Source organism: Microbacterium sp. K35 (assembly GCF_004794375.1).
Classification (GTDB): domain Bacteria; phylum Actinomycetota; class Actinomycetes; order Actinomycetales; family Microbacteriaceae; genus Microbacterium; species Microbacterium sufflavum.
In genome coordinates this window covers 1-16,744 of sequence record NZ_SSDM01000048.1, presented here as the reverse complement: position 1 = coordinate 16,744, position 16,744 = coordinate 1, and the positions used below count along the sequence as shown (strand labels likewise).

Annotated in this window: 16 protein-coding genes and 1 pseudogene; all 17 read left to right on the top strand. The window is 72.0% G+C overall.

Annotated features, from left to right (window positions below):
- A pseudogene (locus DW299_RS19450) lies at window positions 1-1,422 on the top strand (MSCRAMM family adhesin SdrC); the annotation flags it as partial.
- Entirely contained in the window at window positions 1,422-2,462 is a 1,041-nt protein-coding gene (locus DW299_RS01295; protein WP_136031197.1) for an HAD-IIA family hydrolase, read from the top strand. The pseudogene DW299_RS19450 and the gene DW299_RS01295, both read left to right, overlap by 1 nt.
- A gap of 51 nt (window positions 2,463-2,513) precedes the next feature.
- On the top strand, window positions 2,514-2,690 hold the full coding sequence (locus DW299_RS18770) for a hypothetical protein (RefSeq protein ID WP_168387201.1): 177 nt from the start codon (window positions 2,514-2,516) through the stop codon (window positions 2,688-2,690).
- Window positions 2,687-3,484: a TlyA family RNA methyltransferase gene (locus tag DW299_RS01290; protein WP_136035360.1), complete on the top strand. Its 798-nt coding sequence runs from the start codon at window positions 2,687-2,689 to the stop codon at window positions 3,482-3,484. Before DW299_RS18770 ends, DW299_RS01290 begins: the two co-directional genes overlap by 4 nt.
- Window positions 3,481-4,401, top strand: coding sequence for an NAD kinase (locus DW299_RS01285; RefSeq protein ID WP_136031201.1), 921 nt, complete (start codon window positions 3,481-3,483; stop codon window positions 4,399-4,401). The genes DW299_RS01290 and DW299_RS01285 overlap by 4 nt, the downstream gene beginning before the upstream one ends.
- Entirely contained in the window at window positions 4,398-6,080 is a 1,683-nt protein-coding gene (recN, locus tag DW299_RS01280) for a DNA repair protein RecN (RefSeq protein ID WP_136035359.1), read from the top strand. Before DW299_RS01285 ends, recN begins: the two co-directional genes overlap by 4 nt.
- 26 nt (window positions 6,081-6,106) lie before the next feature.
- On the top strand, window positions 6,107-7,801 hold the full coding sequence (gene pyrG / locus DW299_RS01275) for a CTP synthase (RefSeq protein ID WP_136035358.1): 1,695 nt from the start codon (window positions 6,107-6,109) through the stop codon (window positions 7,799-7,801).
- Complete coding sequence (locus DW299_RS01270) at window positions 7,794-8,390, top strand: NUDIX domain-containing protein (protein ID WP_136035357.1); 597 nt, start codon at window positions 7,794-7,796, stop codon at window positions 8,388-8,390. Before pyrG ends, DW299_RS01270 begins: the two co-directional genes overlap by 8 nt.
- A 1-nt stretch (window position 8,391) precedes the next feature.
- Complete coding sequence (gene xerD / locus DW299_RS19355; RefSeq protein WP_136035356.1) at window positions 8,392-9,294, top strand: site-specific tyrosine recombinase XerD; 903 nt, start codon at window positions 8,392-8,394, stop codon at window positions 9,292-9,294.
- A gap of 153 nt (window positions 9,295-9,447) precedes the next feature.
- Window positions 9,448-10,281 (top strand): ParA family protein, encoded by an 834-nt coding sequence (locus tag DW299_RS19350; RefSeq protein ID WP_136031369.1) that lies wholly within the window; start codon window positions 9,448-9,450, stop codon window positions 10,279-10,281.
- Window positions 10,265-11,113 carry a segregation and condensation protein A gene (locus DW299_RS01255; RefSeq protein WP_136035355.1) on the top strand — a complete coding sequence of 283 codons (849 nt, stop codon included), beginning with the start codon at window positions 10,265-10,267 and terminating at the stop codon, window positions 11,111-11,113. Before DW299_RS19350 ends, DW299_RS01255 begins: the two co-directional genes overlap by 17 nt.
- Window positions 11,103-11,774, top strand: coding sequence for an SMC-Scp complex subunit ScpB (gene scpB, locus DW299_RS01250; RefSeq protein WP_240745279.1), 672 nt, complete (start codon window positions 11,103-11,105; stop codon window positions 11,772-11,774). The genes DW299_RS01255 and scpB overlap by 11 nt, the downstream gene beginning before the upstream one ends.
- Window positions 11,771-12,568 carry a pseudouridine synthase gene (locus DW299_RS01245; RefSeq protein ID WP_136035354.1) on the top strand — a complete coding sequence of 266 codons (798 nt, stop codon included), beginning with the start codon at window positions 11,771-11,773 and terminating at the stop codon, window positions 12,566-12,568. Before scpB ends, DW299_RS01245 begins: the two co-directional genes overlap by 4 nt.
- Window positions 12,565-13,701: a prephenate dehydrogenase gene (locus DW299_RS01240; RefSeq protein WP_136035353.1), complete on the top strand. Its 1,137-nt coding sequence runs from the start codon at window positions 12,565-12,567 to the stop codon at window positions 13,699-13,701. Before DW299_RS01245 ends, DW299_RS01240 begins: the two co-directional genes overlap by 4 nt.
- The gene (gene cmk, locus DW299_RS01235) at window positions 13,694-14,392 is read left to right on the top strand and encodes a (d)CMP kinase (protein ID WP_136035352.1); all 699 of its coding nucleotides are present in this window, start codon (window positions 13,694-13,696) and stop codon (window positions 14,390-14,392) included. Before DW299_RS01240 ends, cmk begins: the two co-directional genes overlap by 8 nt.
- A gap of 40 nt (window positions 14,393-14,432) precedes the next feature.
- The gene (der, locus tag DW299_RS01230; RefSeq protein ID WP_206253550.1) at window positions 14,433-15,905 is read left to right on the top strand and encodes a ribosome biogenesis GTPase Der; all 1,473 of its coding nucleotides are present in this window, start codon (window positions 14,433-14,435) and stop codon (window positions 15,903-15,905) included.
- Between the two features lie 61 nt (window positions 15,906-15,966).
- The coding region (locus DW299_RS01225; RefSeq protein ID WP_136035351.1) for an NUDIX domain-containing protein at window positions 15,967-16,744 on the top strand (778 nt) is incomplete at its 3' end.

Sequence of the window (16,744 nt, the reverse complement as noted above, 5' to 3'; positions counted from 1 at the left end):
GACGGTGGACCGCGTCGGGAGGGCGGATACAACCGTGACTCCGCACCGCGTCGTGAAGGTGGGTTCAACCGTGATGGTGCTCCGCGTCGCGAAGGGGGCTTCAACCGTGACGCGGCTCCTCGTCGCGAGGGTGGGTACAGCCGTGATGGCGGTCAGCGTCGTGAGGGTGGCTTCAGCCGTGATGGCGGTCAGCGTCGCGAAGGGCGGACGGAGCGTGAGCGGGGGAGTGACCGGTCCCGGTCGTTCCCGCAGCGCGGCGGTGCCGGGCGTGAGCGTCCGGCCAACGCATCGAACGAGCGTGCCCGGTTCGACGAGCCGACCGTTCCGGACGAGGTCACGGCCCGGGATCTGCACTCCTCCGCGCGCAACGAGCTGAAGACGCTCAGCAAGGAGAACGCGGAGCACGTCGCCCGACACCTGGCGATGGCCTCGCGTCTGATCGACGAAGACCCCGCGCTGGCACACGAGCATGCGCTGGCGGCGTCGCGCCGGGCCGGTCGCATTGCGATCGTCCGCGAGACGCTCGGCATCACGGCCTATGCGACAGGTGACTTCGCCCTGGCTCTTCGCGAGCTGCGCACCTATCGCAGGATCTCCGGGAAGGACGACCAGATCGCGCTCATGGTCGACAGCGAGCGCGGAATCGGTCGTCCTGACCGAGCACTCGAGACCGGTCGTGCTGTGGACCGCTCCACCCTCGACACCGCGGTGCGGGTGGCTCTTGCGATCGCGATGTCGGGCGCGAGGCTCGACCAGGGCGACCTGGAGCTGGCTCTCGGTGAGCTCGAGATTCCCGAGCTCGATCCCGATCGTGCGTTCGAGTGGAGCCCAGCACTGTTCTCCGCGCGGGCAGCGGTCCTGGAAGACCTCGGACGCACCGACGAGGCAGAATTCTGGGCCCACCGCGCCGACGTCGCGGCGGAGGCGCTCGGCGTCGACGAAGCCGGCGACGAGGAGATCTACGTCGAAGACGGCCTCATCGACGACGAGTTCCTCGACGATCACCGTGACGGCACTGCTACGCCTGACGGTGACGCCGTTGGCGGCGGTGACGGCACCCGCGACGATGCCGCCCGCCTCGACGGTGACGCCGTGGACGGTGGCGTGGATGCTGACGGTGGCGTGGATGCTGACGGTGGCGTGGATGCTGACGGTGACGTGGATCGTGATGGTGTCGCGGATCGCGACGCGGACCTCGACGTCGACGCGGGCCGAGACCTGGACAGCGACGACGATGCTGCCTCTGAACGCGACGGCGACAGGGATGGTGCCGGGACCGACCTCTTCAGTGAGGACGGCGAGGCCGAGCCCACGATCGAGGCCGAGCCCACGATCGAGGACGAGGTTCGCGAGCTCCTCGGCGAAGACGTCGACGAGGTCGGCGAAGACGACGAGTCCGGTTCCTCGAAGCCGGAGGCGTGATGGCGCTCTTCACGCGCAGGCGTCAGACGCCCCGCACTCCGCTGGACGGCGTCGACACGATCCTCGCCGACCTCGACGGAGTCGTGTATGCCGGGCCCGGCGCCCTGCCGCACGCCGTGGAGAGCCTCAACGCCGCAGCCGCCACGGCGCGTCTGGGGTACATCACCAACAACGCGGCGCGGACCGACGCATCCGTCGCGGCGCACCTCACGAGCCTGGGCCTCACGGTAGCGCCGGACGACGTGGTCACGAGCCCGCAGGCGGCCATGCGACTGCTCTCGGGGATCGTTCCCCCTCCCGCGACGATCCTCGTCGTGGGAGGCGACGGTCTCGTCGATGAGGTGCAGAAGGCCGGGTACACGGTGACCCGCAGCGCTGACGCCGACCCACAGGCGGTCGTGCAGGGCTTCGCCCCCGAGGTCGCGTGGACCGACCTCGCCGAAGCGGCCTTCGCGCTCAAGGTCCCCGAGGAGGAGGGCGGCATCCCCTGGATCGCCACCAACACCGACTGGACGATCCCGCGCGAACGCGGCGTCGCCCCCGGCAACGGCACCCTCGTGTCCGCGGTGCACACCGCCGTCGGGCGGCTGGCCACGGTCGCGGGAAAGCCGGAGACCCCCATCTTCCAGGAGGCCCTGGACCGCTTCGGCGCGTCCAGGGCGCTGTTCATCGGCGACCGCCTCGACACCGACATCATGGGAGCGAGCCGAGCCGGCATCGACTCCGCCCTCGTGCTGACCGGGATCGACCGCCCCAAGCACGTGCTCGCGGCGCCCGAGGGGTCGCGCCCGACCTACATCCTCGGCGACCTCCGCGGGTTGCACGAGCCGTACCCGGTCCCGACGGTGACGGACGGCGTGTACGACGTCGGCGGCGCGGCGGTGCGGGTGCACGGCGCGGACGTGGAGATCGTCGCGGAGTCCGGGAACCAGCTCGACCTGCTGCGGGCCGGAGCTGCCGCGATCTGGGCCTCGGGCACTCCGGTGTTCGTGCTGCGCGTGCCCGAGCGGCTGTACGACGACCCGTTCCACCGCCCCTGACCACACGCGTGGCTCCGTCGGCTGTCCGAGGAGCCGCGTACAGTGGAACCCGTGAGCGATGAGACGACCGGTGCGCCGACGGACGGCCTGTGGAGCCGCCTGCGCCTGATCGAAGGGCAGCCGCTTCCGGCTCGTGCCGACGCTTACTCCGCGCTGCACGACGAGCTCTCGCGGCGGCTGGAGAGCGGATCACGGCTCGACCAGCGGGAGACCCCGGGAACACGATGACGCGACTCGACGCCGCCCTCGCCTCGCGGGGACTCGCCCGGTCGCGCAGCCATGCCGCCACCCTCATCGCGGAGGGCCTCGTGAGCGTCGACGGTCGCCCCGTCGTCAAGGCGTCCACCCCGGTGCAAGACGACAGCGAGCTCACCGTGGCCGGCGCCGACCACTACGTCGGGCGCGCCGCGCACAAGCTCGTCGCCGCCCTCGACGGCTTCGGCGTCGCGGTCGCCGACCGGCTCGCGCTCGACATGGGCGCCTCGACCGGCGGATTCACCCAGGTGCTGCGCGAGCGCGGTGCGCGGCGGGTGCTCGCGGTCGACGTCGGACACGGACAGCTGGCTCCCGTCATCGCCGCGGACGACGGGGTCGTGTCGGTCGAGGGCTTCAACGTGCGGCACATGACACCGCAGAGCCTCGCGGACGCGACGGGCGAGCCCGCGCCGCCCGACCTGATCGTCGGCGACCTGTCGTTCATCTCACTCGAACTCGTCCTCCCGGCGATCGCCGCCGTCGCCGCGCCGGGCGCCGACGTGCTGCTGCTCGTGAAGCCGCAGTTCGAGGTCGGGCGCACCGCGGTGCGCGGGGGACTGGTCACCGATCCGGCCACCCGCGCCGACGCCGTGGCCCGCGTCGTCTGGAGCGCGTGGGACGCGGGGTTCGGGATGCTCGGCATCCTTCCCTCCCCGATCCTCGGCACGCACGGAAACGCGGAGTACCTCGTGCACCTCGCGCCGGGACGCGGCAGCAATCCGACAGAATGGATGGACACCATCAACCGGCTGGCAGGGGGACGATGAACGAGCGCTGGATCCTGGTGGTCGCGCACGCCGGCCGCGTCGAGACGGTGGAAGCGGCCCGTCGCGTGACCGATGCCCTGCGGGGAGCGGGTGCCCGCCCGGTCCTCGCGCCCGACGACCACGATGCGCTCTCCGCCGTCGACCCGTTCTTCGCCGACGTCGACGTCCTGGGCGTCTCCGCCGACCCGACCGCGCTCGAGCTGGCCATCGTCCTCGGCGGTGACGGCACGATCCTGCGCGCCGCGGAGCTCGTGCGCGACAGCGGTGCCCCCGTGCTCGGCATCAACATGGGCCACGTCGGCTTCCTCGCCGAGATCGACCCCGACGACATGGACGACGCGGTGCGCCGTGTGATCGCCCGCGACTACGACGTGGAGGAGCGCCTGGCGCTCTCGGTGCGGGTGAAGGACGCCGCCGGCGACGTCGTCTACGAGACCTGGGCCCTGAACGAGGCGACGGTCGAGAAGGCCAGCAGGGAGCGCATGATCGAGGTCGTGCTGGAGATCGACGGCCGCCCGCTGTCGAGCTTCGGCTGCGACGGCATGGTCGTGTCCACCCCGACGGGATCCACCGCCTACAACTTCTCCGCCGGCGGGCCCGTGATCTGGCCGACCGTGGAGGCCATCGCCGTGGTGCCGCTCTCCGCCCACGCGCTGTTCGCGAAGCCGCTCGTGGTGAGCCCCGACGCGGCGGTCGCGATCGAGATGCTCGAGCGCACGGACGGCTCCGGCATCCTCTGGTGCGACGGCCGACGCTCGCACGAGCTCCCGCCCGGAGCGCGTGTGGTGGTGCGACGGTCCTCGCGGCCGGTGCGCCTCGCGCGCCTGCACCCGACCGCGTTCACGAACCGGCTGGTGCGCAAGTTCCAGCTGCCGGTCGAAGGGTGGCGCGGACAGGACCGGAGGAACCAGCCGTGATCGAGGAGATGCGCCTGCGGGACCTCGGTGTGATCGCCGACGCCGTGCTCCCGCTCGGACCGGGGTTCACCGCCATCACCGGCGAGACCGGTGCGGGCAAGACGATGGTCGTCACGGGGCTCGGGCTGCTGCTCGGACAGCGCGCCGACTCGGGCGCCGTGCGCGCCGGAGCCGGCCAGGCCTCGGTGGCGGGAGTCTGGGTCGTGCCCGAGACCGGAGACGTGGCAGACATCGTCGCCGACGCCGGGGGCGAACTCGAACCGGTCGGTGGCGGCAGCGCCGAACTGTACGTGTCGCGCACCCTCAACGCCGAGGGCCGTAGCAGGGCGAGCGTGGGGGGTCGCGCCGCTCCGGCCGGCGTGCTGTCCGCCCTCGCCGACGAGCTGGTGGTCGTGCACGGCCAGTCCGAGCAGTTGCGGCTGCGGTCCGCTGCTGCGCAGCGCGACGCCCTCGACCGCTTCGGCGGTGACGCGATCGCCCGGGCGCTGGAGCACTACGGCACGGCCTTCGAGCGCTGGCGCGGCCTCGACGCGGAGATCGCCGAGATCACGGGCAACCGCGACCGCCGGGCGGAGGAGGCCGCGCGACTGCGGGAAGATCTCGCGCTGATCGAGGCGACCGCACCAGAGGCGGGTGAAGACGCCGAACTCGCGGCCCGCGCCGAGCGGCTCGCGAACGCCGAGGAGCTGCGACTGGCCGCCTCGCTCGCGCACGGGGCGCTCTCGAACGAGGAGGGCGAGCCGGATGCGTCGGCACTGGTCGCGGAGGCGCGGCGGGCGCTCGAACGGGTCTCGGATGCGACGCTCGCGGAGGTCGCCGAGACGCTCGCCGACATCGGCTACCGTATCGCCGACGCCGCCGGGCAGCTGTCCGGCTTCCTCGCCGACCTCGACGAGTCGGGCCCGCACGAGCTCGCCGCGGTCGAGGAACGGCGGGCGGCGCTGGGCGTGCTGATCCGCGCGCACGGGTCCCTCGACGACGCCATCCGACTGTGGCAGACGGGCTCGACGCGCCTCGCGGAGCTCGACGACGACGGCGAGCGACTGCAGCGTCTCACCGCCGAGCGGGAGGAGGCGCGTACCGCGCTCGACGCCGCGGCGGACGCCCTGACCGCGGTCCGCACGGAGGCCGCCGTCCGCCTGGGCGACGCCGTCACCGCGGAGCTCCACGCGCTCGCGATGCCCGATGCCCGCCTGGAGGTCTCGGTCACCCCCGGCGCCGAGAGCACGCACGGGCGCGACGACGTCGCGATCCTGCTGGCCCCGCACCCCGGAGCCGAACCGCGGTCGGTGGCCAAGGGCGCCTCGGGCGGCGAGCTGTCGCGCGTGATGCTCGCGATCGAGGTCGTCATCGCGGCGACCGACCTGGTGCCCACGTTCGTGTTCGACGAGGTCGACGCCGGCATCGGCGGGGCCGCGGCCATCGAGGTCGGCCGGCGACTCGCCCGGCTGGCGGAGAAGTCGCAGGTGATCGCGGTGACGCATCTGGCGCAGGTCGCCGCGTTCGCGAACAACCACCTCACGGTCGTCAAGTCCAACGACGGGGCCGTCACCGCCTCGAGCGTGCGGCGTCTGGAGGGGGAGGAGCGGGAGGCCGAGATGGCGCGGCTGCTGTCCGGCCTCGCCGATTCCGACGCCGCGCTCACCCATGCCCGCGAACTTCTCAGCCTCGGCGTCTGAGGGAACTGTTAGGATAGAAGCCCGTGATGAACTCTTCTTCTGCGGGGCCCAAGAACGACACGACCAAGCACATCTTCGTGACTGGTGGTGTCGTTTCGTCTTTGGGCAAGGGCCTCACCGCGGCCAGCCTGGGCAACCTGCTCACCGCCCGCGGACTCCGCGTGGTCATGCAGAAGCTCGACCCGTATCTGAACGTGGATCCGGGCACCATGAACCCGTTCCAGCACGGCGAGGTGTTCGTCACCGACGACGGCGCGGAGACCGATCTCGACATCGGCCACTACGAGCGCTTCCTCGACATCAACCTGTCGCAGGCGGCCAACGTGACCACCGGCCAGATCTACTCGCAGGTCATCGCGCGCGAGCGTCGCGGTGAGTACCTCGGCGACACCGTGCAGGTCATCCCGCACATCACCGACGAGATCAAGCGCCGCATGCGCCTGCAGGCGACCGAGGACCCGCGCCCCGACGTCATCATCACCGAGGTCGGCGGCACGGTGGGCGACATCGAGTCGCAGCCGTTCCTGGAGGCCGCGCGTCAGCTGCGTCATGAGCTCGGCCGCGACAACGTGTTCTTCGTTCACGTGTCGCTCGTGCCGTTCATGGGCGCCTCCGGTGAGCAGAAGACCAAGCCGACGCAGCACTCCGTCGCAGCTCTCCGTCAGGTGGGCATCCAGCCCGACGCGCTGGTGCTGCGCAGCGACCGTCCCGTGAGCGCGAGCAACCGCAACAAGATCGCCCTGATGTGCGACGTGGACGTCGAGGGCGTCATCAACACGGTCGACCTCCCGAGCATCTACGACATCCCCTCCACGCTGAACGAGCAGGAGCTCGACTCGTACATCGTGCGGCGCCTCGGTCTGGATCAGAAGGCGGACGACGTCGACTGGACGCGGTGGAACAAGGTGCTGCACGCGGTGCACAACCCGAAGCACGAGGTCACGATCGGCCTCGTCGGCAAGTACATCGACCTTCCCGACGCGTACCTCTCCGTGACCGAGGCTCTCAAGGCCGGCGGTTTCGCGCAGGAGACCAAGGTGCACATCCGCTGGATCCCCTCCGACCTGTGCGAGACCCCGGAGGGCGCCCAGGAGCAGCTCGCCGAGCTCGACGGCATCTGCGTGCCGGGCGGCTTCGGCATCCGCGGCATCGAGGGCAAGCTCGGCGCGCTGAAGTTCGCGCGCGAGCAGGGCATCCCCACGCTCGGACTGTGCCTCGGCCTGCAGTGCATGGTGATCGAGTTCGCCCGCGATGTGGCCGGCATCGAGGGCGCATCGTCGAGCGAGTTCGACCCGGAGACGAAGGAGCCCGTGATCGCGACCATGGCCGAGCAGGTCGAGATCCTCGACGGCGGCGACCTGGGCGGCACCATGCGGCTGGGGCTCTACCAGGCCGCCCTCGCGGAGGGCTCGCTGGCGCGGGAGCTGTACGGCACCCCGGAGGCGTCGGAGCGGCACCGCCACCGCTACGAGGTCAACAACGCGTACCGCGACCGGCTGTCCGAGGCCGGGCTGGTGTTCTCCGGCCTGAACCCCGAGCTGGACCTGGTCGAGTACGTGGAGCTGCCGCGCGACGTGCACCCGTACTACATCGCCACGCAGGCCCACCCCGAGCTGCGGTCGCGCCCGACCGACCCGCACCCGCTGTTCCGCGGACTGGTGGGTGCGGCGATCGAGCGGCACCGCGCGAGCGAGCTGTTCGACGTCAGCGCCGATGAGTGACATCGGCGCCCTGCCCGACGGCGGTCCGCTGCGCGACGAGCCGCTCGACCCCGAGGTCCTGTCCTCCGAGCTCGTGTACGAGGGGCGGGTGTGGGACGTGCGCTCCGACCGGGTGCGCTACGGCGACGGTGAGATCGTGCGCCAGTACGTCGCCCATCCCGGCGCGGTGGCCATCGTCGCGCTGGACGACGAGGGCCGGGTGCTGCTGATCCAGCAGTACCGGCACCCGATCCGGCACCGCGATTGGGAGCTGCCCGCCGGTCTGCTCGACGTGCCAGGGGAGGACCCTGCCGCGGCCGCGCAGCGCGAGCTCGCGGAGGAGGCCGACCTGGTCGCGGCGCACTGGGAGCCCCTGGTGTCGTCGTGGACCACACCGGGCGGGAACGACGAGCTGATCCAGCTGTTCCTCGCCACGGGGATCACGGCCGCCGACGCCGCACACTCCCGGGAGGACGAGGAGGCCGACATCCGGCTCGCCTGGGTGCCCCTCGACGACGCGGTGGCCGCGGTGCTCGACGGTCGCATGCGCAACGGCATCCTCGCGATCGGTGTGCTCGCGGCCGCGCAGAGGCTCCGCGACCGGGGCTGACATGCTGCTCGATCGCGCCCTCGACGCGTATCTGCGTCACGTCACGATCGAGCGCGGACTGAGCGCGCACACGATCGCGGCGTACCGGCGCGACCTCGACGGCTACCGGGGGTGGCTCGCCGCCGAGGGCATCACCGACACGACCGAGGTGACCCCCGCGGTGATCGACCGCTTCATCGCCGAGCGTGCGTCCGCCGAGCCCGCCCCCGCGGCCACGAGCCTCGCCCGGTTGCAGTCGTCCGTGCGCGGGTGGCACCGCTTCCTCGCGCGCGAGGGGATCGAGGCCGACGACCCGAGCGGCCGGCTGCGTCCGCCCAAGGCTCCGCGGAGGCTGCCGAAGGCGCTGACGATCGAGCAGGTCGAGCGCCTGCTCGCGGCGCCGTCGCCGGAGGAGCCGCTCGGCATCCGCGACCGCGCGCTGCTGGAACTGCTGTACGCCACGGGCGCCCGCGTGTCGGAGGCGGTCGGGCTCGACGTCGACGACCTCGCGCACGGGGAGGTGCTGCGGCTGCGCGGCAAGGGGTCGAAGGAGCGCATCGTGCCGGTGGGCTCGTACGCGCGTGACGCGGTCGACGCGTACCTGACGCGGGTGCGTCCCGGGCTTGCCGCGAAGGGCAGGGCCTCGGCGCGCCTGTTCCTCGGCGCCCGCGGTGCGCCGCTGTCCCGGCAGAGCGCGTGGCTGGTGATCCGGGCGGCGGCGGAGCGGGCGCAGATCACGGCCGAGGTGTCGCCGCACACCCTGCGGCACTCGTTCGCGACGCATCTGCTGCAGGGCGGCGCGGACGTGCGCGTGGTGCAGGAGCTGCTCGGGCACTCGTCGGTCGCCACGACCCAGATCTACACGCACGTGTCGGTCGACGCGCTGCGCGACGTGTACGCCACGTCGCACCCGCGGGCCCGCTGACTCGCGCGGTCGCCTGGGTCCGCCGCCGCGCGCCGGGACGGCCCGTGACCGGCCCGGCCGCTACAATCGAGCAAGCACGAAGGAGCAGGAGAACCGGTGGCTGAGAACGCGGCGAAGTCCAGGGCGAAGGCGAAGAAGGCCGACGACACCCCCATGGGACCCACCGGCCGCCCCTACCGCGGCTTCCCGATCCCGGCGCCGCTGAAGTCGCACGGTCCCGCGCGCATCATCGCCCTCTGCAACCAAAAGGGCGGCGTCGGCAAGACGACCACCTCGATCAACCTCGCCGCGTCCCTCGCGGAGTACGGCCGCAAGGTGCTCGCCGTCGACTTCGACCCGCAGGGCGCGCTGTCCGCTGGCCTGGGCATCCAGACCCACGACGTCCCCACCGTGTACGACCTGCTGCTGGACACGAAGCGCGACGCGCACGAGGCGATCGTCCACTCCAACGTCGAGGGCCTCGACGTGCTGCCCGCGAACATCGACCTGTCGGCCGCCGAGGTGCACCTGGTCAACGAGGTGGCCCGCGAGACCATCCTTGCGCGGGTGCTCCGCCAGGTCGCGGGCGAGTACGACGTCATCCTGATCGACTGCCAGCCCTCGCTCGGCCTGCTCACGGTCAACGCCCTCACCGCCGCGCACGGCGTGATCATCCCGCTCGAGTGCGAGTTCTTCGCCCTGCGCGGGGTGGCGCTGCTAATCGAGACCATCGACAAGGTGCGCGACCGTTTGAACCCGTCGATCACGATGGACGGGCTGCTGGCGACCATGTACGACCCGCGCACGCTGCACTCGCGCGAGGTGCTGGAGCGCGTGGTGGAGGCCTTCGGCGACGACGTGCTGGAGACCGTGATCGGCCGCACGGTGAAGTTCCCCGACGCCTCGGTCTCCGGCGTGCCCATCACCGAGTTCGCGCCGGAGCACGCCGCCGCGCAGGCGTATCTGCGGCTGGCGCGGGAGCTGGTCGCCCGTGGCGCCGTCGCCTGAGCACGCCGAGACCGATCCGACCGCCGAGGCCGTCGCCCCCGCGGAGGGCGACACGGGCTTCCGCGTCTCGCTGTCGAACTTCGACGGACCGTTCGACCTGCTGCTGAATCTCATCTCGAAGCACGAGATGGACATCACCGAGGTGTCGCTGAGCGCGGTCACGAACGAGTTCATCGCCTACCTCGCCGAGCTGGAGGACGAGGAGGAGCTCGACCAGGCATCGGAGTTCCTCGTGGTGGCCGCGACGCTGCTCGACATGAAGGTCGCCGGCCTCCTGCCGCAGGGCGAGCTCGTCGACGCCGAGGCCGTGGCGCTGCTGGAGGCGCGCGACCTGCTGTTCGCGCGCCTGCTGCAGTACCGGGCGTTCAAGGAGGTGTCGGCGTGGTTCGCGCGGTGCCTGCAGCGGGAGGACCGCCGTCACGTGCGGGCGGTGCCGCTGGAGGAGAAGCACCGCCGCAAGACGCCGGAGCTGGTGTGGTCGCTGAGCGCGGACGACTTCGCGGCGCTGGCACTGCTGGCGTTCGCGCCCAAGGAGATGCCGCACGTCGGGCTCGATCACCTGCACGCACCGCTGGTGAGCATCCGCGAGCAGGCGGCCATCGTCGTGGCGCTGCTGCGCGGCACCGAGTCGATCAGCTTCCGCGAGCTGGTCGCCGGGGTCACCGAGCCGGGGATCGTGGTGGCGCGCTTCATCGCCGTCCTGGAGCTGTACCGCCACGCGGCGCTCTCCTTCGAACAACTGGAACCGCTCGGCGAGTTGACGCTCCGCTGGGCCGCCGACACCTGGTCGGACGAGACACTCGCGACCCTGGGGGCCGACTATGACCGATGACGTGACCGAGACCGAGACCGGGCCGCAGGTCGAGCCCGGGGGTGACGAGGCCGCGCCGGAGGTCGAGCCCGGGGGTGACGAGGCCGCGACGATCGTGGGCGCCGAGCTGCCGTTGAGCGAGCGCGTCGAGGCGATCCTCTTCATCGTGGACGAGCCGATCGGCCTGGTCGCGCTCGCGGCCGCGGTCGGCGCGCCGGTGCCGGCCGTGCGGCAGACGCTGGAGGCGCTCGGGGACGACTACGACGGACGGGGCCGAGGACCGCGGCGCGGCTTCGAGCTGCGCGAGGTCGGTGGCGGGTGGCGGCTGTACGTGCGCGAAGACCTCGACCCCGTGGTGGCGGAGTTCGTGGGCGGGCAGGCGCCCGCGCGGCTGTCGCAGGCCGCCCTGGAGACGCTCGCGGTGATCGCCTACAAGCAGCCCGTCACCCGCAGCCAGGTCGCGTCGATCCGCGCCGTGAACGTGGACTCGGTCGTGCGCACGCTGCTCGCCCGCGGCCTCATCACCGAGCTCTTCGCCGACTCCGAGACCGGGGCGATCAACTACGGCACCACCGACGCGCTGCTGCAGCACCTCGGCATCAACTCGCTGGACGAGCTGCCGCCGATCTCGCCGTTGCTGGACGACGGCGCCGACGGCTTCGACGAAGGGACCCTCCGATGAACGCTGCCCACGACGACGCCACCGGGCCCGAGGGCGTGCGGCTGCAGAAGGTCCTCGCGGCGGCGGGCGTCGCCTCGCGTCGTGTCGTCGAGCAGTACATCGTCGAGGGGCGCATCCGGGTGAACGGGCAGACCGTGACCGAGCTCGGCCGTCGGATCGACCCCGAGCGCGACCTGGTCGACGTGGACGGCACCGCGGTGCAGCTCGACGTCACCAAGCGCTACGTGATGCTGAACAAGCCCACCGGGGTGGTCAGCAGCATGCGTGACGAGAGCGGGCGCCCCGACCTGCGTCGCTTCACGAAGGACTACGAGGAGCGGCTCTACAACGTGGGGCGCCTCGACGCCGAGACCAGCGGGCTGCTGCTGCTCACGAACGACGGCGAGCTCGCGCACGTGCTGGCGCATCCGTCGTTCGGTGTGACCAAGGTGTACATCGCCAAGGTGGACGGCACGGTGACCCCGCAGACGATCTCCACGCTCACGAAGGGCATCGAGCTGGAGGACGGCCCCATCGCGGCGGACAAGGCGCGGCTGCTGGACACGTCGCGCGGCTCGAGCCTGGTGGAGCTCACGCTGCACTCGGGGCGCAACCGGATCGTGCGTCGGATGATGGCCGCGGTCGGCCACCCCGTGACCGAGCTCGTGCGCCGGCAGTTCGGCCCGCTGCACCTGGGAACCCTCCCGGCGGGGAAGACGCGTGACCTGAGTAAAATCGAACTCGGTGCGCTGTTGACCCTCGCGCGCCGTGAATCCGGTGTCGCCGCGGCGCCAGGCGAGCAGGAGACCGAATGACCGACACGACGAGTGCGTCCACGGCGCGGAAGACCGGTGCCGTCGCGCCGCGTCTGTCCGGTACCGTCCGCATCGTCGGTGCCGGCCTGCTCGGCGCGAGCGTCGGTCATGCGCTGCGGGCCAAGGGTGTCGATGTGGCGCTCACGGATGCCTCCCCGGCGCAGCTGCGACTGGCGGTGGACTACGGCGCCGGTCGACTCGCCGCCGCCGACGACGCCCCCGCACTGATCGTGGTGGCCGTGCCGCCCGACGTCACGGCCGACGTGGTGCAGGCCGAGCTGGAGCGGTACCCGGACGCGGTCGTGACCGACGTCGCGAGCGTCAAGCTCGAACCGTTCCGGACGCTGCGCGACCGCGGCGTCGACCTCGCGCGCTACATCGGCTCGCACCCGCTCGCGGGGCGTGAGCGCGGCGGCGCCATCTCGGCCCGCGCCGACCTCTTCATCGGGCGGCCCTGGGTGGTGTGCCGCGACGAGGACACGAAGGCCACGGATCTCGCGCTGGTCGAGGCGCTCGCGCTCGACGTGGGCGCGATGCCGCTGGAGATGACCCCGGAGGAGCACGACCGTTCGGTCGCGCTCACCTCGCACGTGCCGCAGGTCGTCGCGAGCCTGCTGGCCGCGCGGCTCGCGGGTGCCGAGGAGGGCGCGCTGCGCCTGGCGGGTCAGGGTGTGCGCGACACGACGCGCATCGCCGCCTCCGCCCCCGAGCTGTGGGTGCAGATCCTCGGCGCGAACGCGGGGCCCGTCGTGGAGATCCTCGACGCGCTGGCGGCCGACCTGGGCGATGTCGCGGAGGCGCTGCGGGCGCCGGCGGCCCCCGGCGCGCGCCGTGTGATCGCGGAGACCATCCGGCAGGGCAACGACGGCGTGGAGCGCCTGCCGGGCAAGCACGGCCAGAACCGGCGCTTCGAGACGCTCGTGGTGATGGTCGACGACACCGCCGGACAGCTCGGCCGCCTGTTCGGCGAGCTCGGCGAACTCGGCGTCAACGTCGAGGACCTGCGTCTGGAGCACTCGCCCGGCGCACAGTTCGGTCTGGCCGAGATCAGTGTCGACCCCGCGGCGCTGCACGGCGCGATCACCGGGCTCCAGGAACGCGGCTGGCGCATTGCAGGGAACACGAATGACTGACACCTCCACCGTCTCCGCCACGAAGTTCATCGCCATCGACGGGCCGGCCGGTTCCGGCAAGTCCAGCGTCTCCAAGGCGGTCGCGCGCCAGCTCGGCTACGGCTACCTCGACACCGGCTCGGCGTACCGGGCGCTCGCCTGGCATGTGCTGGAGCAGGGCGCCGACACCGATGACGCGGCCGCCGTGCGCGCCGCCGCGGCCGACTTCCCGGTCCGTCTCGGCCTCGACCCCGACGACCGCACGGTCCGGGTGGGCGACACCGACGTGACCCACGCCATCCGCGAACCGCGGGTTTCCGGCGCGGTGAGCGGCGTCGCCCGCGTGCCCGAGGTGCGCGCGCAGGTGAACGAGCTGTTCCGCGCGCTGGTCGCCGACGCTCCGTACCCCGCTGTGGTCGTGGAGGGACGTGACATCACGACCGTGGTCGCACCGGATGCCCCCGTGCGCATCCTCCTGACCGCCGCCCCCGAGGTGCGCGCCGCACGCCGTGCCGGCGAGCTCGCGGGGGAGAACGCCGCCGCCGTCGCCGCGGCCCTGCACCGGCGCGACGCCTCCGACAGCGCCGTCGTCGACTTCCTCAACGCCGCCGAGGGCGTCGAGGTCGTCGACTCGACCGAACTCGACTACCCCCAGACCATCGACGCCGTGCTCACGGTGATCGAACGACTCCGAGGAGCACACCGTGGCTGACGACGAATACGAAGGCGGCCCCGACCAGCTCGCCGAGAAGATGGAGAACCTCGACGAGCACCTCGCCGAGCAGCGCGCCGAGACCCTGCGCGCCGGTCTCGCCGACTACGAGCTGGACGACGAGGATGCCGCGCTCCTCGCGGGCGTCTCGCTGGGCGAGGACGGCATCGAGTTCCTGCCCGCGCTGCCGGTCGTCGCGATCGTCGGACGGCCGAACGTCGGCAAGTCGGCGCTCGTGAACCGCATCCTCGGTCGGCGTGAGGCCGTGGTGGAGGACACCCCCGGCGTCACGCGCGACCGCGTCACCTACAAGGCCGAATGGAACGACCGGCGCTTCACGCTCGTCGACACCGGCGGCTGGGAGCCCGACGCCCGCGGCATCGACCGCTCGGTCGCCGCGCAGGCGGAGGTCGCGATCGACCTGTCCGACGTGGTGCTGTTCGTGGTCGACGCGATGGTCGGCGCCACCTCGACAGACGAGCACGTGGTCAAGCTGCTGCGCAAGAGCGGCAAGCCCGTGTTCCTGGTCGCGAACAAGATCGACGACGCCCGGCAGGAGCCGGAGGCCGCCGCGCTGTGGAACCTCGGTCTCGGTGAGCCCCACCCGGTCTCGGCCATCCACGGCCGCGGCGTGGCGGATCTCCTGGATGCCGTGCTGAAGAAGCTTCCCGAGATCTCGGCGGTCGCCAAGCAGGAGATCGGCGGGCCGCGACGTGTCGCGATCCTCGGTCGCCCGAACGTGGGCAAGTCCTCGCTGCTGAACAAGGCCGCGGGGGAGGAGCGCGTCGTCGTGAACGACCTGGCGGGTACCACGCGCGACCCGGTCGACGAGGTCGTGGAGCTCGGCGGCAAGATGTGGCGTCTGGTCGACACGGCCGGTATCCGTCGCCGCGTGCACATGGCGCAGGGCGCGGACTTCTACGCCTCGCTGCGCACGTCGGCCGCGCTGGAGAAGGCCGAGGTCGCCGTCGTGGTCCTCGACGTGTCGGAGACGATCAGCGAGCAGGACGTGCGGATCATCGACCTCGTCCTGGAGTCGGGCCGCGCGCTCGTCCTCGCGTTCAACAAGTGGGACCGTCTGAACGACGACGACCTGGAGAACGCCGATCGCCGCCGGTACCTCGAGCGCGAGATCGAGCAGGACCTCGCGCACGTGGCGTGGGCTCCGCGGGTGAACATCTCCGCGAAGACCGGGCGGCACCTCGACAAGCTGGTGCCCGCGCTGGAGACGGCGCTCGAGAACTGGGACCGCCGCATCCCGACCGGCAAGTTCAACGCCTTTCTCGCCGAGCTCGTGGCGGAGCACCCGCACCCGCTGCGCGGGGGCAAGCAGCCGCGCATCCTGTTCGGCACGCAGGCCTCGACGCGTCCGCCGACGTTCGTGCTGTTCACGACCGGGTTCCTCGACCCGGGCTACCGCCGGTTCATCCAGCGGCGCCTGCGCGAGCTCTACCCGTTCGAGGGGACGCCGATCGTCATCAACATGCGCGTGCGGGAGCGCCGCCAGCGCTGACGCGTTCCGGCGTGTGTCGCCGGGTGGCGCCGCGACCCCGATGCTGTGAAAAGCTGAGGGGGTGACTGTCGTACCCCCCGCTCCCGGCGAACCGCGTCGCCCCGAAGGACCGCGCAACCCCGGCGACGCCTGGGTGGTCGCAGACACGGGGGAGCGCTACTGGGGGCGGTTCGGCGCGGCCGGTCTGCTCGCGGTCGACGCGACGCGCGGGATCCTGCTGCAGCACCGCGTGTCGTGGAGCCACTTCGGCGGCACGTGGGGGTTGCCCGGCGGTGCGCTGCACGAGGGCGAGTCGGCGATCGTCGGAGCGATCCGGGAGGCGCAGGAGGAGGCGGGCGTGCCGGACGGCGCCGTGCGTCCCCGGTTCACGAGCGTGCTCGACCTGGGCATCTGGTCGTACACGACGGTGGTCGCCGATGTGCGCCGCCCGTTCGACCCGGTGATTAGCGATCCGGAGAGCGTCGCGCTGGAGTGGGTCCCGGTCGACCGCGTGGACGAGCTGCCGCTGCACCCGGGGTTCGGGGCGGCGTGGCCGATGCTGCGTGCTCAGCTCGATGTGTTCCCGGCCGTGGTGGTCGACGGGGCGAACGTGGTCGGGTCGGTGCCCGACGGCTGGTGGAAGGATCGTGCCGGTGCGGCCGCGCGCTTGCGTGACCGGCTGGCCGGGCTGGCGGTGCCCGCGGACGACCTGGGGCTCGACGGAGACGACTGGTACCCGGAGGTGGCGCTCGTGGTCGAGGGCCGTGCCCGCGACATCGGGACCGAGGCCGTGGAGACCGGTGCCGCCGAGGCCGGAATCGCGGAGCCGGCGCTGGCGGTCGTGCGGGCCGACGCCGGCT

Bases quoted from the DNA above. Each gene is read 5' to 3' on its own strand.
- DW299_RS01240 (WP_136035353.1), top strand. From the start codon at position 12,565: ATGACCGACACGACGAGTGCGTCCACGGCGCGGAAGACCGGTGCCGTC.
- scpB (WP_240745279.1), top strand. From the start codon at position 11,103: ATGACCGATGACGTGACCGAGACCGAGACCGGGCCGCAGGTCGAGCCC.
- DW299_RS01270 (WP_136035357.1), top strand. From the start codon at position 7,794: ATGAGTGACATCGGCGCCCTGCCCGACGGCGGTCCGCTGCGCGACGAG.
- der (WP_206253550.1), top strand. From the start codon at position 14,433: ATGGAGAACCTCGACGAGCACCTCGCCGAGCAGCGCGCCGAGACCCTG.
- DW299_RS01285 (WP_136031201.1), top strand. From the start codon at position 3,481: ATGAACGAGCGCTGGATCCTGGTGGTCGCGCACGCCGGCCGCGTCGAG.
- cmk (WP_136035352.1), top strand. From the start codon at position 13,694: ATGACTGACACCTCCACCGTCTCCGCCACGAAGTTCATCGCCATCGAC.
- pyrG (WP_136035358.1), top strand. From the start codon at position 6,107: ATGAACTCTTCTTCTGCGGGGCCCAAGAACGACACGACCAAGCACATC.
- DW299_RS19350 (WP_136031369.1), top strand. From the start codon at position 9,448: ATGGGACCCACCGGCCGCCCCTACCGCGGCTTCCCGATCCCGGCGCCG.
- xerD (WP_136035356.1), top strand. From the start codon at position 8,392: ATGCTGCTCGATCGCGCCCTCGACGCGTATCTGCGTCACGTCACGATC.
- DW299_RS01245 (WP_136035354.1), top strand. From the start codon at position 11,771: ATGAACGCTGCCCACGACGACGCCACCGGGCCCGAGGGCGTGCGGCTG.
- DW299_RS01290 (WP_136035360.1), top strand. From the start codon at position 2,687: ATGACGCGACTCGACGCCGCCCTCGCCTCGCGGGGACTCGCCCGGTCG.
- DW299_RS01295 (WP_136031197.1), top strand. From the start codon at position 1,422: ATGGCGCTCTTCACGCGCAGGCGTCAGACGCCCCGCACTCCGCTGGAC.